This window comes from Carnobacterium sp. 1290_CSPC (assembly GCF_001053265.1).
GTDB classification, from domain to species: Bacteria; Bacillota; Bacilli; order Lactobacillales; family Aerococcaceae; genus Aerococcus; species Aerococcus urinaeequi.
Window position 1 is genome coordinate 1 of record NZ_JVVG01000020.1, and the last position, 16,460, is coordinate 16,460.

13 protein-coding genes are annotated in these 16,460 nt (G+C 39.8%); 11 read left to right on the plus strand and 2 right to left on the minus strand.

What is annotated here, in order from left to right:
• Positions 1–637: 637 nt before the first annotated feature.
• Both AC973_RS01000 and glmS read left to right on the plus strand, forming a co-directional pair.
• A complete protein-coding gene (locus AC973_RS01000; protein WP_048726117.1) occupies positions 638–1,345 on the plus strand; it encodes a LysM peptidoglycan-binding domain-containing protein in 708 nt (235 codons plus the stop codon).
• Between the two features lie 469 nt (positions 1,346–1,814).
• A complete protein-coding gene (gene glmS / locus AC973_RS01005) occupies positions 1,815–3,626 on the plus strand; it encodes a glutamine--fructose-6-phosphate transaminase (isomerizing) (RefSeq protein ID WP_048726119.1) in 1,812 nt (603 codons plus the stop codon).
• Positions 3,627–4,018: 392 nt separating this feature from the next.
• Here the strand turns inward: glmS and AC973_RS01010 are convergent, their stop codons facing one another.
• Positions 4,019–4,909 carry an SDR family oxidoreductase gene (locus AC973_RS01010; protein WP_048726122.1) on the minus strand — a complete coding sequence of 297 codons (891 nt, stop codon included), beginning with the start codon at positions 4,907–4,909 and terminating at the stop codon, positions 4,019–4,021.
• 356 nt (positions 4,910–5,265) lie between these two features.
• Positions 5,266–5,973, minus strand: a complete 708-nt coding sequence (locus AC973_RS01015; protein WP_048726127.1) for a glucosamine-6-phosphate deaminase — start codon at positions 5,971–5,973, stop codon at positions 5,266–5,268.
• A 193-nt stretch (positions 5,974–6,166) separates the two neighbouring features.
• Between AC973_RS01015 and AC973_RS01020 the strand changes: the two genes are divergently transcribed.
• From AC973_RS01020 to AC973_RS01060, 9 genes are all read left to right on the plus strand, one after another.
• Positions 6,167–7,978: a PTS mannitol transporter subunit IICBA gene (locus AC973_RS01020; protein WP_048726130.1), complete on the plus strand. Its 1,812-nt coding sequence runs from the start codon at positions 6,167–6,169 to the stop codon at positions 7,976–7,978.
• 37 nt (positions 7,979–8,015) lie between these two features.
• Positions 8,016–10,088 carry a BglG family transcription antiterminator gene (locus tag AC973_RS01025; RefSeq protein WP_003142035.1) on the plus strand — a complete coding sequence of 691 codons (2,073 nt, stop codon included), beginning with the start codon at positions 8,016–8,018 and terminating at the stop codon, positions 10,086–10,088.
• A gap of 150 nt (positions 10,089–10,238) precedes the next feature.
• Positions 10,239–10,682 carry a PTS sugar transporter subunit IIA gene (locus tag AC973_RS01030; RefSeq protein WP_048726134.1) on the plus strand — a complete coding sequence of 148 codons (444 nt, stop codon included), beginning with the start codon at positions 10,239–10,241 and terminating at the stop codon, positions 10,680–10,682.
• Positions 10,683–11,819, plus strand: a complete 1,137-nt coding sequence (locus AC973_RS01035) for a mannitol-1-phosphate 5-dehydrogenase (protein WP_048726137.1) — start codon at positions 10,683–10,685, stop codon at positions 11,817–11,819. It abuts the gene before it with no gap.
• Between the two features lie 218 nt (positions 11,820–12,037).
• Positions 12,038–13,216, plus strand: coding sequence for an aminotransferase class I/II-fold pyridoxal phosphate-dependent enzyme (locus tag AC973_RS01040; RefSeq protein WP_048726139.1), 1,179 nt, complete (start codon positions 12,038–12,040; stop codon positions 13,214–13,216).
• Between the two features lie 31 nt (positions 13,217–13,247).
• On the plus strand, positions 13,248–14,102 hold the full coding sequence (locus tag AC973_RS01045) for a MetQ/NlpA family ABC transporter substrate-binding protein (RefSeq protein WP_048726142.1): 855 nt from the start codon (positions 13,248–13,250) through the stop codon (positions 14,100–14,102).
• 94 nt (positions 14,103–14,196) lie between these two features.
• Positions 14,197–15,081 (plus strand): VOC family protein, encoded by an 885-nt coding sequence (locus AC973_RS01050; RefSeq protein WP_048726144.1) that lies wholly within the window; start codon positions 14,197–14,199, stop codon positions 15,079–15,081.
• A gap of 129 nt (positions 15,082–15,210) precedes the next feature.
• Complete coding sequence (locus AC973_RS01055) at positions 15,211–15,993, plus strand: SDR family NAD(P)-dependent oxidoreductase (RefSeq protein ID WP_048726146.1); 783 nt, start codon at positions 15,211–15,213, stop codon at positions 15,991–15,993.
• A gap of 47 nt (positions 15,994–16,040) precedes the next feature.
• On the plus strand, positions 16,041–16,400 hold the full coding sequence (locus tag AC973_RS01060) for a hypothetical protein (protein WP_016897290.1): 360 nt from the start codon (positions 16,041–16,043) through the stop codon (positions 16,398–16,400).
• Positions 16,401–16,460 lie beyond the last annotated feature (60 nt).

Consider the following 16,460-nt stretch of genomic DNA (forward strand, 5'->3'; position numbering starts at 1 on the left):
AGCGGTAAGGCAACAGACTTTGACTCTGTCATGCGTTGGTTCGAATCCAGCTATCCCAGTAATATGAATCAAGAGGACTAGGCGAGAGCCTGGTCTTTTTTTATTGCTTTGAAATAAGTAAATACCCGATAGCTTATCTAAGTATTTGTATTATTAGACATTTAAAAAGAATATTTTGCAATTATCATATGTCATATTACAGAACGATTGCGATTTGACATGAATTTAAAACACTTATATTAAGGCTTTATTAGGGACTTTGTTTATTTAATTCATAATAAAAACGCATAATTTTCCGGTAATATGACATCATTTGTGAAAACAATTGTGATTATCACTTTATGTATATAATTTTAGCGCTATAGTGTTACAAAGTTGTTACAAATTTACATAAGGTTTTCAAAAACCCCGGATTTAATGTCAAGGCGGTTAAGAGGCTTTAACAGATGCCTGATTTACATGACTTAAAAAAAGGCCCGTGTTAAGATATTGCTTGTAGATGAGACAGGTGTTCTTTATCTAGAATATAGTCGCACGATAAAGATGCGGTAAATAGCGGGTCATCCACTTGATGGCAGCAGACAACTTAAAAAAATAAAATTAACAAGCAGTATTCTTATAAGGAGAGTATTTACACATGAAATTGAACAAAATTATCTTAGGTACGTCATTTGCATTAGCAGGTTTATTCGCTGCTACAAACAACAATAACGTAGAAGCAGCTACTTGGTCTGCTCGTACAGTTGCTGAAGTTTCAGCTGATTTAGAAGCTACAGACGATACAACTACTTCATACACTATCCAATACGGTGATACTTTAGCAGCTATCGCTCAAGCATCTGACGTAAGTGTAGATGCATTAGTTGCAATTAACGACATCCAAAACGCTAACTTAATCTTCCCAGGCACTAAACTTTCATTCACTAAAGATGAAACTACTGGTGAAGTTAACGAAGTGACAGTAGAAGACTCTGCATCAGAAGAAGCAACTACTTACGATCTAGCTGAAGAAAAAGTAACTGAAACAACTTACGAAGCGCCAGCTGAAGAAACTTATGTAGCAGAAGAAACTACATATAAAGCACCAGCAGAAGAAACAACTACTGTTTCAACAACTTCATACTCTAGCAATTCAGCTAAAGAAATCATCGCTCAACGTGAGTCAGGTGGATCTTACACTGCTACTAACGGTCAATATTACGGTCGTTACCAATTAAACCCAACATTAGTAGCTTACGGTGCGTCTCCAGCTGAGCAAGAAGTTGCTGCTGACAAATATGTTGCTGAACGTTACGGTTCATGGGACGCTGCTTTAGCATTCTGGAATGCTAACAATTGGTACTAAGATAAAGTTTCTTCTATTTAGAAACGGTTATTTAAAATACAATCAAATGAGTCAGGTTTTCCTGGCTCTTTTTTTGTATGCTAGCAATCTAGTTAGCGGATAACCTACATATCTTCTTAAGAGAAGGTTAAATTATAGCCATTAACAACTAAAAAGGTTGACAATAACTTTTTGTATTTATAGAATGTAAAGAGCTATTACTTTTAATAAAATCTCAAACGTAATTTTTGGGATAGCGCCAGGCTTGCTTAGCAAGTGACGAGGACTGAATTGATCGAAATATTCGGCGGATGATTCAGGGGTTGTACAATCCACAGGTGGGAAAAAAGTAAGGCAATCAATGATCTAGACCATCATTTTGCCTTATCAAATTACCGCCACGTACGTAGTAGCCAAACAATAAATGCGATAAGACACCTATATGGATAGGGTCTACTTTTATGTCGCTAAATTAGGAGGAAACTGCAACATGTGTGGTATTGTAGGTTATATTGGAAATGGATCAGCTCAAGAGGTATTATTAAACGGTTTAGAACGTTTAGAGTACCGTGGTTATGATTCAGCAGGTGTATACGTTGTCGATGGAAATGGTCAAAATGGTCATTTATTTAGAGAAGAAGGACGTATCGCCAAACTACAAAGTGAAGTGGACATGTCATTAGATGCCCATACAGGTATTGGACATACACGTTGGGCAACACATGGTGAACCAAGCGTTCGCAATGCCCATCCACAACAATCATCAACAGGTCGTTTCACATTAGTACATAACGGTGTTATTGAAAACTACCGGGAAATGAAAGAAGATTTCTTATCTGACGTGACTTTCCACTCAGATACAGATACAGAAGTTGCTGTAAACTTAATTGAGCACTTCGCATTAACAGACGGTTTAGATGCAGAAACTGCATTCTTAAAAGCCTTAAACGTGATTGAAGGTTCATACGCATTTGCTTTAATCGATTCAGAACAACCAGGTGTTGTTTTTGCAGCGAAAAACAAATCACCTTTATTAATCGGTAAAGGTACTGACTTCAACACAATCGTTTCTGATGCAATGGCATCAATCGATTTAACTGACCAATACGTTGAAATTCATGACGGTGAAATGGTTATCTTAACTGAAGAAAACGTTACTATTAAAAACTTAGCTGGCGAAACAATCGAACGTGCACCATATACTGCACAATTAGATGCCAACGACTTAGATAAAGGGACATACCCTTACTACATGATTAAAGAAATTGATGAGCAACCAGCTGTAATGCGTCGTATTATCCAAGAATACTCTGACGATAACAACGAATTAACAGTTGACCAAGAAATCATCGATGCAATTAATGCAAGCGACCGTATCTACATCATCGGTGCAGGTACTTCAATGCATGCAGGTTTAGTTGGTAAAAACATCATCGAAAAAATGGTTAACATTCCAGTTGAAGTTCATGTAGCATCTGAATTTGCTTACAACATGCCGGTATTGAGTGAAAAACCATTCTTCATCTACTTAACACAATCTGGTGAAACTGCAGATAGTCGTCAAGTATTGGTTCAAACCAACAAATTAGGCTACAAATCGTTAACAATCACTAACGTGAAAGGTTCTACTTTATCACGTGAAGCTGACTACACATTATTATTACATGCAGGTCCAGAAATCGCTGTAGCATCTACTAAAGCATACACTGGTCAAATCGCAGTAATGGCTGTATTAGCTGAAGCATTACGTCGCGACTTAGGATTTGAAGCACAATTTGATATGGAACATGAATTATCAATCATCGCCAACGCTATTCAAGTAATGATCGATGATAAAGATGAAATTCATGAATTAGCGACTGAATTATTCACTGATAAAGCAAGTGCTTTCTACATCGGTCGTGGAATTGACTACGAAGTAAGTCGTGAAGCTGCCTTGAAAATAAAAGAAATTTCATATATTCAAGCTGAAGGTTTCGCTTCAGGTGAATTGAAACATGGTACAATCTCACTTATCGAAGATGGTACGCCAGTGGTTGGTGTAATCACTCAAGAAAATACCGCTGCTCACTCTCGTGGTAATATTGAAGAAGTGCGTTCTCGTGGAGCGAATACATTAATCATCTCTATGGATGGTTTAGACCGTGAAGGTGACGATATTGTCATCCCATCAGTAGAACCATTGTTATCTGCACTTGTGTCAGTCATTCCAACGCAATTACTTGCATACTATGCGTCATTAGACCGCGGTTTAGATGTAGATAAGCCACGTAACCTAGCGAAATCAGTAACAGTAGAATAATAAACTTTATCACAAATGACATTTTCGAGCTTAACTCGTTTGATTGTCTGATTATGTGAGAAATAGGGTGGGGGAACATTGGTTATGAATCAATGCCACCAATGCGAAAAAGCCAAGCAATTGTTCTATTGCTTGGCTTTTTTGTCAGTCGTTTAGTATGTAAATGAACAAAGACCAGAAGAAGCTCGTTTTTTAGTAAGGGAATAATGACTATATTGCTCAGTATTTTATCATGTGATTGGTGGGTTACTTTCAGTTTAGTAACCTAATTGAGGCTAGCAATGATTTAGTCGATTATATAAATAATAAGAGAATCAAGCTTATCCCTAAAGCTAAGCTTGACCTCTTATTAAAGCTTTTATTTGTCATAATCACTTAATGATGCACATTGATTATTCAGTAGAGATGGTGCTACCACCTGTAACTTTAATAATTTCTCCACTGATATAAGAAGAATCATTTGAAGCAAGAAAAACATAAGTCGGTGCAAGTTCAGCAGGCTGACCAGAACGTGCTAGTTGAGTATCTTGCCCAAAACTTTCGAGTCCACCTTCTAGTTGTCCACCATCTAATTGTAAAGGTGTCCATACTGGACCAGGTGCTACACCATTGACCCGAATGCCTTTTGGTGCAAAGTATCCAGATAAGAGGGCGGTGAAAGTTGATATTGCCCCATTAGTTACGGCGTAATCGAAGAAAGAAACTGAAGGATTAAATGAATTCACGGAAGAAGTTGTAACAATTGTACTTCCAGGCGCTAAGTATTTTTCAGCTTCTTTCACTGATTCATACATACTTATAATATTTACTTGGAAGGTGTCTCTCACTTGTTGCATTGGTAGATCTTCAAGCTTTTCATGAGCAATTTGCTGCGCTGCATTTAAAACTAAAATATCTAGTGCACCAAAGGCCTTAACTGTTTCTGACACAATTTTAGCGCCATTTCCCTCTTCCTTAAAATCGTAAGGTAATAAGAGTGCTTTACGACCTTCTTTTTCAATCAACTCTTTTACTTCCTCAGCGTCTGATTCTTCGCCTGGTAAGAAATGGATAGCCACATTGGCACCTTCTCTTGCGAAAGCGATAGCTACCGCTCGACCAATACCAGAATCTCCTCCTGTAATTAGCGCATTACGACCGGTTAGTTTTCCTGAACCTTTATAAGTGTCTTCACCACAGTCAGGTACGGGGTTCATTTTATTTTGCAGAGCCGGTCCCTCTTGGTCTTGCTTGGGGAATCCATCTTTATGATATAGTTCCTTTGGATTTTTTAAGTTAGACATATAAAATTCCTCCTATTCAATCTATTCAATATTAGTTATATCAATAACTATAACAGCGCTTTATTAGATTTACAAATATTTACCATTATCTTAGAAAGCGTTGTGCGATACCCTCTATTAATCTCTGGTGTGCTTACGAAAATTTTGTAAAAGGAAGATATAATAAATAAGAAGCACAGAGCATACATAGTATAAGTATGAATAAGTCAATGAATTATTGAATGGCAAAATGATTGAAAGTTGCATACACTGACTAAAGGAAGAACTGTAGTAATAAGAAATTTATAAAAAATAGCCTATGACAGACTTGGAATCGGTGTCATAGGCTATTTGTTTATTTAAAAGTGACTCGGTGACTATTTATTTAAGAGGCTTGCAGCAGCACTATCTAGGTAAACAGTCACATTAGGATGTTCTTGTAACAGACTTGCAGGTACCTCTTCAGTCACAGGACCTTCAACCATGTCCTTAACTGCTTGAGCTTTAGATTCACCAAAGGCAAGTAGTAGAATACGTTTGGACTGCATGATAGATGCTAAGCCCATAGAGAAAGCTTTGGTTGGTACATCTTCTACCGAATCGAAGAAACGAGCATTTGCTTGAATAGTACTGTCTGCTAGGTCTACTAATTGCGTTTTCGCATGGCGAGAAGAACCGGGTTCGTTGAAACCGATATGTGCATTTTGTCCAATACCTAGAATTTGTAGGTCAATTGGATGCTCATCTAATAGTGCATTGTAGCGAGCAATTTCCGCCTCAACATCTGTTGCTAAACCATTAGGGATGAAAGTTTCTTTGAAAGGCTTCTTACTAAAAAGGTGCTTGTCCATAAAAGTCGCATAACTTTCTGGGTGGTTAGCAGGTAAGCCAAAATACTCATCTAGGTTTAAGGCAGTCGCATTGCTGAAGTCTAAGTCAGAAGATGTTAGATATTCATATAAGTCCTCTGGTGTTGAACCCGTTGCTAAACCAAAAGTTGTTGCACCGTTGGCTAATGCTTGCTCAAATTCATGGAAAACCTCTTTAGATGCTTCTTTTGCGGTATCAAAAATCTTAATATTCATAAGAAATCCTCCTAAAATGTGATTTTTTGATCAAAATCTGAACTTTACTGTTAGTCTATCATAGAAAGATTGAAACCGGAACAAGGAAAAAGTGTCATGCTTAAGTGTGCCAAACTTACATGCTGAAATCATTGTAACCGCTTCCGATTACGAATAAGATAATAGATGAATTAAACAAAGGAGGAGAACGCTCGTGTCGGAGAAAACGAAAAATTCAGGTTTAAAGGCATCAGTTCAAAAATTAGGTTCTTATTTATCTAGTATGGTTATGCCTAATATCGGGTCATTTATTGCTTGGGGGATTATTACAGCACTGTTTATTCCAGATGGCTGGATGCCAAATGAAGCATTAGCAAACTTAGTAGGACCAATGCGTGACTACTTACTACCAATTTTAATCGGTTATACCGGTGGTTCCATGGTATATGGTCAACGCGGAGCTGTAACAGGTGCCATCGCCACAATGGGTGCGGTTGTAGGGGCCTCAGAAATTGTAACAGGTCAAGCAACAGTGCCAATGTTTATTGGAGCAATGGTTTTAGGTCCTTTAGGTGGTTGGGCCATCAAGAAATTTGATGAGAAATTTCAAGATAAAATCCCGTCAGGTTTTGAAATGTTGGTTAACAACTTCTCAATCGGGATTATCGGTTTCTTATTAGTATTAGTTGGTTTCTATGCAGTTGGGCCATTCGTTTCAGGAATGACAACCATCTTTGCAACAGGTGTAGACTGGATTATTCAAAGACGATTACTACCATTGGCTAATGTATTTATCGAGCCAGCCAAGATTCTATTCCTTAATAACGCATTGAACCATGGTATTCTAACGCCATTAGGGTCACAACAAGTAGCAGAAACAGGTCGTTCAATTCTTTACCTATTAGAAGCCAACCCAGGTCCTGGTCTAGGTATTCTATTAGCCTTTACTGTATTTGGAAAAGGCTCAGCAAGATCATCAGCACCGGGTGCGATTATTATCCACTTTCTAGGTGGTATTCATGAAATCTACTTCCCATATGTGATGATGAAACCTTTATTATTCCTAGCCGTTATTGCTGGTGGGGTATCAGGTACATTAACTTTCCAACTATTAAACGCAGCCTTAACTGGTCCAGCATCACCAGGTTCAATCATTGCTATCCTTGGTATGACAGCACCAGGTGCATACATCGGTGTTATCGGTGGAGTATTAGTTGCAACACTTGTTTCATTCTTGGTAGCGGCACCAATTATTATAATGGACCGTGAACAAGACCAAGACAACTTTGAAGAAAGCCAAGCGGCGGCTAAAGCAGCCAAAGCAGATTCAAAAGGCCAATCTTCTGAGGAAACAAATGCTGGCTCAGCGTCAGTTGAAGGTGAAATTCCTGCACCAGAAGATATTAACAGCATTATTTTCGCATGTGACGCAGGTATGGGATCTAGTGCCATGGGTGCCTCATTGTTACGTAAGAAAGCGAAAAAATTAGGTTATGACATGTCTATCACAAATACGGCTATTTCGAAATTAGAAAATCAAGCAGGTGTCCTTGTTATCACTCAAGAAGAATTGACTGATCGAGCTAAGCGACAAGCACCTTTAGCATCTCACGTATCTGTGGGTAACTTCTTAGATGGTGACCGTTATGATGAAATTTTAGGTGAAATGCAGGTAGCATCTGAAGAAGAGACGAGCCCAGCAGCACCGGTAAGTCCAGCAGCCACTACAACAGATGATGTTCATGCAGATGTGCGGTTAATTCAAGTGCCTTTCCATGAAGATAAACCATCAGCTTCAGTTATGGCAGCTTCAAACTTACGTAATGAATTGAAGAAAGCGGGATCTGACCTTGTAGCTGAAGCAGTACCTTTTGCACAATTACAAAATAACTCGCAAACCTTGATTATCGTTGATGCAGACACGGTTCACCCTGCTAAAGAAGTGGCACCGGAAGCACAATTTGAAGAAGTTTCGAAATTATATGAGCAAAACCAGTACAACAAGCTGTTAAATAAGGTAAATTAGTCATATCGAAAACATGTAGGTTTTGACTAAGGGAGCGATGGAAGTGTATTTTACAGAGCGAGAAAAGAGCATCTTGAATTTGTTGCTGGCCTATCCAAAAGGTGTGACCCAAAAAGACATTCAAGATGAACTCGATATAAGCAAACGCACAGTGTATCGTGAAATTAGCCATATTGAAGAGTCGCTTAGACAGTTGAACTTGCGGTTAGACAAGCCAAGAAATGAAGGGTATTACTTAATTGGTAGCGATGAGGATAAGGCGGCGTTGAGGGACCAGCTCAATGCCCATCCTTATGGTGACTTATCTAAGGCCCAACGACAAAATGCCATTGCCTTAATGGTCTTGTCGGGTCAAGGGATTAGCACAGTTGAAGCCATGGCCTATGATTTTTCCGTCAGTGTACGGACGCTCAACACGGATATGGCTAGTGTAAAAGCCAGTTTGAGTGAATATGATATTCAAATTGAAAGCTCTAGTCATGCTAATTTGAAGGTGAAGGGTGAAGAGACGGTTATCCGGCAATTAATTGTCAATTTGTTGGATTACAATATCAAGGAAATTGATTTCTTTCTGTATTTCAACCAAATGACTGAACAAGGGCAACTGCCCCATTCAGAGGATGCCTTTTTCATCCAGATAATCCCGAGTGACATATATGAAATTGCTTACCAGATATTTAAGTCGAACTTGATTCACCAAAAGTTGTCCAACTTACCAGATAACCAATTGAAGACGATTATCCTGAGTTTTGTGGTGAATATTTTCCGTATCCAACAAGGGCACAGTATTCATAGTGAAATCCTAGCTAAAGACCAATCGAGTCATTTCATCCGCTTGTCTCATCAAATGTATGAGATTATTGCCAAGGAAATGAAGCTGGCCATTGATTTCAATGAACGCCATATGTTTGCGCGTCAGTTGGAAGGGATGAATTTCAACCGACCACAAAATATCTTCTCCAACAACTTTGATACGGAATTGTCCTATCGGGTGGCGGAGTTAACTAGAAAAATTTCGACCAAAACAGGTTACGATTTTAGACAGGACAACCGCTTGTTTGAAGACTTATTGACCCATTTAAATGCGGCCTTAAAACGTTTAGACCAAGCGATTACTAGTGATGATATTATCTTAGATAAAATGATTGCAGGCTACCCTAATTTACATGAAGCAGTGGACCTATCATTGAAAGAGGTCTTTCCGGATATTACCTTTACTAAGGAAGAGATGGCTTATATTATTATCCATTACGCCTCGTCTATTGAGCGCCAGCCGATCTCCCGCAACTTGAAGATTGTCATCCTAAGTGCTGGCGGGTTTGGTACCAGCAAAATCTTGGAGAGCCGTTTTTCCAATAAGATTCCAGAAGTGAAGCAGTTGGATATTGTGAAGGTTTCGCAGATGTCCAAGGTCGATTATGACCAGTATGATTTGATTTTATCGACTAGTTTCCTGGCAGGCTTTAATTATCCATATCAGGTGATTTCGCCCTTACTTTTGGATGATGAGATTATGGCGATTCGGCAAGAAATTAAACACTTATCGCAGTCAAAAGAGCGTACCCAGGCGAGTCAACAGGCAAATGGGTCAGCGGACATGCAGTTTGAACGACTTTATCAATTGGTCAACACGGCCAATAAGATTCTCGAGAAATTTGATATTCACCAAATTCAATCTAAGGAAACAGTTGAAGCTAGTTTGTTAGAAATCATCCAGGGATTATCTGACCAAGTGGTGGAGGAACCTGACCGAGTGACGAAACGAGTGATTCAGCGCTATCTGGAAGCGCCCATTGGGATACCGCATTCAAACATTGCTTTATTCCACTCGACCAACCCACAAGTCAAGGAAGCCTTCTTCTCCATATATGAATTAGACCGACCGTTTGAAATATTGGGCATGGACCGGACGACAATTGAATTGAAACGAATCTTGTTATTACTAGCCCCAGAACCATTATCTTGGGAAAATGAACTATTGCTGGGTAAGATATCCTCTTCCATTATTGATAATGATTTGAACACGGAAATCTATAGAAGTGGGACAAAGGCCATCGTATTACAACTATTGAGTGCATTGTTTGTAGAAGAAACCACCACATTTGAATAAAGGATGAGACAAAAAGGGTGCGAGTGCGAGAGCCCGTAACTTTAAGTTACAAGTGAGATTAAAAAGGGTGCGAACTCAATACTGGGTGAGCGCAAGGAAACTAAGTCTGGACTTTACAGTTCAGCTCAAGCAAAAGAAGGATGTGATTGAATGGAATTGAAAAAAGAGTTAATTCAGTTGAATAATACATTTACAACAAAAGAGGAAGCCATTCGCGCTGCTGGCCAATTATTGGTACAAGACGGTGCGGTAGATGCTGATTATGTAGAGGGTATGATCGAGCGTGAAGGCATTGTGTCTACATACATGGGCAATTTTGTCGCTATCCCACATGGTACAGACGATAGTAAAAACCACGTCAACCATACGGCAATTTCTTTTGTGCAAGTGCCAAAGGGCGTTAACTTCTCTGATAATAGTAAAGAAGAGAAATTAGCTGTGGCTATTTTTGGAATTGCTGGCGTTGGTGATGATCACTTAGATTTATTGTCTAAAATTGCAGTCTACTGTTCAGATGTGGCGAATGTTGTCCGTCTAGGAGATGCAAAAACGGCTGAAGAAGTTATTGATATGTTGAAGGAGGTTGAAGCATAAATGAAAGCTGTACATTTTGGTGCTGGCAATATTGGTCGTGGATTTATAGGTGAAATCTTACATAAGAATGGGTTCGACATCACCTTTGTCGATATCAACGAAACGTTAATCGATGCCTTAAACGACCGTGATAGTTACGAAATTGAATACGCTGATGATGCGCACCAACGTTTAACTGTTTCTGGTTTCAGTGGTTTAAACAACGGTAAAGAACCTGAAGCGGTAGCTGAAGCAGTAGCTGAAGCAGATATTGTGACAACTGCTATAGGACCTAATATCTTACCTTATATTGCTGAATTAATTGCCAATGGGGTTAAGTTACGCCGGGAAAATGGCGACACTCGTCAAATGGACATTATCGCATGCGAAAATATGATCGGTGGGACTGATTTCTTAAATGAGAAAGTGTCAGCTTATTTCGATGAGGCTGATCGTATCTACGTTGACCAATATATTGGTTTCCCCAATGCGGCAGTTGACCGTATTGTCCCAATGCAAAGTCACGAAGATCCTCTGTTTGTATCCGTTGAGCCATTCTCTGAATGGGTTATCGACCAAACTAAGGTTAAAGGGACGCAAATCAAGCTAGAGGGCGTATTATACGTTGAAGATTTACTACCTTATATCGAACGTAAACTATTCTCTGTAAACACCGGGCATGCAACGACAGCTTATACAGGTAAACACTATGGTTACGAAACAATTGACCAGGCCTTAAAAGACGACAATGTCTTACAACAATTACAAGCAGTGCTAGCAGAAACTGGTGCCTTATTAGTTGAGAAATGGGGCTTTGACCAAGAAGCACACGCAGCTTATGCCAACAAAATCGTAGGCCGTTTCCAAAACAGCCACATTTCAGATGCTATTACACGTGTTGCCCGTACACCAATCCGTAAATTAGGTTACGACGAACGCTTTATCCGTCCAATTCGTGAGGCAAAAGAACGTGGCCTAACTTACGACGCTTTACTTGAAACAGTCGCATACATTTTTGAATACAGTGACGCAGACGACGAACAAAGCCAAGAACTACAAAAAATGTTAGCAAACCAACCACTTGACCAAGTTATTCAAAAGGTCACTGGTCTGGAAGACGCTGACTTAGTAGCTGAAATTGCTAGTAAAATTAAATAATGATCCAAGCAGGTTATTTTGAAATAACCGTATTAAGATGGGGATTGCAATGTCCGGTTGCAATCCCCTTTTTCAATGATTTGTGATAGTTATAACCGTTCAATGTACGACGGAAATCGATATCTTCAAATAATTGATATGGAGGAGATTAAAAGGTAAAGTGGCTATAACTCATTGGACAGAGACCGCATAGTTTTTATCAGAAAGGACGGTGGCATATGGTTGATTTTCAACCTTCAAATATTTTTCAATCCTTGCCAAGTCAATATTTCTCAAGTTTAACAGCAGCGATATCGAACCTTAAGAGTCGCTATGATGACGTGATCGATTTAGCGGTTGGGACGCCAGATTTACCGGCACCGCAAGCCCTGAAAGAGGCATTACGGTCGGCTATCGATAACCCGAAATATGACCGTTATGGCCCGTATCGCGGGGAAGACTTGCTGAAGCAAGCGGTGGCCAAGTTTTACCACCATCAATTTGGGGTAGACATTGATCCAGAAACAGAGGTGGCTCTATTCCACGGGTCTAAAGAGGCCATTATGAAGGTGAGTCAGGTCTTAGTCAACAAGGGGGACGGAATTTTACTGCCCAATCCTACCTATCCAGACTATCTATCGGCCATTGGTTTAACCCAAGCGGATACGATTTTTATGGACCTACTGGCGGAAAATAATTACCTGGTTGATTTTGACCAGGTTGCCCAAGGGGACCGCGACCGTGCTAAGGTCATGTACCTGAATTACCCCAACAATCCAACGGGCGCTTTAGCCACGCCGGGATTTTTCGAGGACACGGTGGCTGTAGCCAAGGACAACAAGATTTTCGTGGTTCATGACTTTGCCTACGCTCCGTATGTTTTTGATCAGGCACCCCCCCTATCATATCTTGAAACCCCGGGTGCTAAGGCAGTTGGTCTTGAGCTATTTTCTCTATCCAAGTTTTACAACATTCCAGGTTGGCGCGTCGGTTTCGCAGTGGGTAACCCGCAAGTAGTCGGCTATCTGAACAGCTTGCAGGACCATACGACAGTTGGTATGTACGGGGCTATCCAGGAAGCCGTCGCAGCTTTATTAGCGGACGAAGATCAAGACTTTACTAGCAAAATGAAAGCCACTTACCAAGCTAGACGGGACGCGATCATTCGGGAATTTGACCAAGCAGGCATTCAAGTGACGCCATCCAAAGGGACCATTTACCAATGGATGCAGACACCAAAAGGGGTGGATGCAGAAACTTTTGCCCGCGCAATCGCTGAAGATGGCCATGTGGGGGTAGCCCCGGGCAATGGTTTTGGGACGGCTGGCCAAGGCTATATACGGATTGGCTTAATCGCTGATACAGCCATTTTGCAAGAAGCGGCTAGACGGATTGCCCGCGTGTATAAACAATTTTAATACTATTTAATCAAATAGAGGAGAATGACAGATGAAGAAATGGACTAAAGGGTTGTTAACGGTATTAGGGACGGCGACACTTGTATTAGCTGGTTGCGAAAATCAAGCAAGTGAATCAACAGCTACTAATGAAGATGAGACGGCAACATCGGGCTTGCTAGAAGATGGCGTCCTAACGATTGGTGTCACAGCAGGTCCCCACGAAGAAATTTTTGAATTAGTAAAAGAAAAGGCAGCAGCGGATGGTTTGGATATTGAATTAGTGGTATTCAATGATTATATTGCACCAAATACTGCCTTAGCGGACGGTGAATTAGATCTTAACTCTATTCAAACTGGGCCTTATTTAGAAACCGTGATCGCAGATACAGGCTATGAATTTACACAGGCCTTTGAAAATATCACGATTCCAATGGGGGTATACTCTGAACAGTACGATACAGTAGATGAATTACAAGAAGGCGATACGATTGCAGTACCAAATACCCCTTCTCAAGAAGGGCGCGCACTTCTAGTATTAGAACGAGCTGGTGTGATTAGTTTGCCTGAAGGGTTAGGTATTGCCGCTACAGTGGATGATATTGAAGAAAATCCATTGAATTTAAACTTTATTACCGGTGATCCAGCTCAATTTATCGCCCAATTACCGGATGTTGCAGCAGCGGGCATCAACTCAAACTACATCCTAGACGCAGGCTTATCAGCTGAAGAACTAGCCATTGCTATGGAAGATCCTGAAGATACTACATGGGTAAACTGGGTTGTATCACGTACTGAGGACGCCGAAGATCCCGTTATCGCACAACTAGAAGAATATTATAAGACAGACGAAGTAAAGACCTTTATCGAAGAAACATTCAAAGGTGCAGTAGTTGCTTCTTGGTAAAAAGTACAGCCGTTTTTATTCGACATTCATTGGTTTTTAGCTTATTCTTTACTTATAAGTATTGGAAGAGTTCAATGTTGAAGGAGCGATAAATATGCGACAAATTGCGATCCAGTTATGTTTCAACAACCAAGCTGAAGAAGCAGTTAAATACTACACTGAAGTTTTTAGTCAAAGTGAGATTACTCGTGAAATCCACTATCCAATGGCTAAAGGTGAAGCTGTTGCTTACGATTTTACGATCGAAAATCAAGCATTTGCAGCTTTTAATGGGGATAGTGATTTTAAAATGAACCCCTCATTCTCCTTGATGATATCGCTAGATACTGCTGAAGAGGTAGATACTTTATATGCTAAATTAGCAAAAGGTGGAAAAGACTTGATGCCGTTGGATGCTTATCCGTTTAGCGACCGCTATGCTTGGGTAGAAGATCAATTTGGTTTATCATGGCAAATTATGCTGGCACCAGACGTGCCAAAAAACCATAAAATCCGTGTATCTCTATTGTTTGCCGGTCAGTATTGTGGTCAAGCAGAGCAAGCTTTAAAGGATTATGCAGCTATTTTTCAAATGGCAGCGCCAGGCCACATCAATTATTACCAAGAAGGTGAAGCTCAAGATGCGCGTGCTAAGGTGAATTATGCCGAGTTAAATGTTGGCGACCAACAATTAGTCTTTATGGACCATGGTTTTGGTAGTGATGAAGAGTTTTCTGAAGCTATTTCTTTCCAGATCATTGCTGGTGCACAATCAGAAGTAGATTATTACTGGGAAAAATTATCAGCAGATGAAAAAGCTGAACAGATGGGTTGGTTGAAAGATAGTCACGGTATTTCTTGGCAAGTAGTGCCACAAGCCTACTTACAAATCATGGAAACAGCCAATGAAGAACAAAAGAAACGAGTCCTAGATGCATTATTTAAAATGAAAAAAATGGATGTAGCCCGTTTAGAAAATGCCAAATTTGGTATCGGCTAACAAGCAATACGAAAGTGGACCTATGCCTATCGTGTCATAGGTCTTTTTGATTGTAAGGGTTTTTATTTTGGTTTAAAAATATTTCGATTATAATATATATAGAAATACAATTTAGAAAGGGGTCTTTTGATGGAATTAGGTTTATCAGGAAAGGTAGCTATTATTACAGGGGCCAGCCGTGGAATCGGATTTGAGACAGCTAAGTCATTAGCGAGCGAGGGGGCTGACGTGACAATTGTTGCCCGCCGTGAGGATCGTCTTGTCGATGCGCAAAGAGCTATTCAAGAAATCACAGGTCGAAAAGTCCACTATGTCGTTGGGGACGTAACTGTCGAAGAAGATGCTAAAAAAGTAGTTGTTGAGACAATTGATCAATTTGGTCGTATTGATATTTTAATTAATAATGCGGGTGGATCGTCTGCCCATAGTTTCGATGCAGTCGACAATGCTGAATGGCAACGAGACTTGAATATTAAAGTTTTTGGTGTAGTGAATTTTACTCGTGAAGTGTTGCCACATTTTAAGAAACAAAATTCAGGCGCTATTGTGAATTTAACCGCTATCGCCGGAAAAACACCTCCAGCTAATTCATTGCCAACGTCAACTAGCCGTGCTGCTGGTCTTGGCTTAACAAAGGAATTAAGTAAAGAATTAGGTGAGTATAATATTCGTGTGAATGCTGTCTCTATTGGTTTAGTGCGTAGTGAGCAAATCGAAAAACGTTGGCAAGACAACGCTGCTGATCAAACTTGGGAAGAATTTTCTAAAAGTCAATCAGCAAATACACCTTTAGGTCGTATTGGTGAAACGGTGGAAGCTGCCAATGCCATTACTTTCTTAGTATCTGATGCAGCTTCTTATATTTCGGGTGTGGCACTCAATATTGATGGTGGTGCGGCTTCAGTCATGTAAATATGTTTTACGGGTAACAAGCTTTGTAGAAGAGGATGTTGAAATACATGAAGAATGTATATAGTATCAATATTATCAAACAAGCGTATAATGTGGATGATGGGCGTCCACGTCATTCCTATGAAAACCAGATCCTACTCTATCATTTGGATGAAAACATCCAAAAAGAAGAATTGATTCGTTTTATTAAAGCGGATAATTTGGAAGAACCATACGAAGTTGTTGAAGGCACTTCAATCCAATGGGCGGTTGCTAAAGTTATTGATGTTTTTGAGGTTTTAGGACTTGAAGGTCAATTTGATGAAGGACAAGAGGTATATAGTAGATTTTTCCCGGATGACTATGATTTACCGGTTATTTTAGAAAAGTATTTCCCAGATTATGTGTTTGAGGATGCAAAAGAATAAGGTTCTTTTACAAATAGTGTTGGTAAATAATTTCAAATATCACGAATACGTTATTTAGTA

What these genes read in the sequence shown, in the direction of transcription:
- AC973_RS01055 (WP_048726146.1), top strand. Translation starts at nt 15,211, where the DNA reads ATGGAATTAGGTTTATCAGGAAAGGTAGCTATTATTACAGGGGCCAGC.
- AC973_RS01045 (WP_048726142.1), top strand. Translation starts at nt 13,248, where the DNA reads ATGAAGAAATGGACTAAAGGGTTGTTAACGGTATTAGGGACGGCGACA.
- AC973_RS01000 (WP_048726117.1), top strand. Translation starts at nt 638, where the DNA reads ATGAAATTGAACAAAATTATCTTAGGTACGTCATTTGCATTAGCAGGT.
- glmS (WP_048726119.1), top strand. Translation starts at nt 1,815, where the DNA reads ATGTGTGGTATTGTAGGTTATATTGGAAATGGATCAGCTCAAGAGGTA.
- AC973_RS01040 (WP_048726139.1), top strand. Translation starts at nt 12,038, where the DNA reads ATGGTTGATTTTCAACCTTCAAATATTTTTCAATCCTTGCCAAGTCAA.
- AC973_RS01025 (WP_003142035.1), top strand. Translation starts at nt 8,016, where the DNA reads ATGGAAGTGTATTTTACAGAGCGAGAAAAGAGCATCTTGAATTTGTTG.
- AC973_RS01010 (WP_048726122.1), bottom strand. Translation starts at nt 4,909, where the DNA reads ATGTCTAACTTAAAAAATCCAAAGGAACTATATCATAAAGATGGATTC.
- AC973_RS01015 (WP_048726127.1), bottom strand. Translation starts at nt 5,973, where the DNA reads ATGAATATTAAGATTTTTGATACCGCAAAAGAAGCATCTAAAGAGGTT.
- AC973_RS01030 (WP_048726134.1), top strand. Translation starts at nt 10,239, where the DNA reads ATGGAATTGAAAAAAGAGTTAATTCAGTTGAATAATACATTTACAACA.
- AC973_RS01035 (WP_048726137.1), top strand. Translation starts at nt 10,683, where the DNA reads ATGAAAGCTGTACATTTTGGTGCTGGCAATATTGGTCGTGGATTTATA.
- AC973_RS01050 (WP_048726144.1), top strand. Translation starts at nt 14,197, where the DNA reads ATGCGACAAATTGCGATCCAGTTATGTTTCAACAACCAAGCTGAAGAA.
- AC973_RS01060 (WP_016897290.1), top strand. Translation starts at nt 16,041, where the DNA reads ATGAAGAATGTATATAGTATCAATATTATCAAACAAGCGTATAATGTG.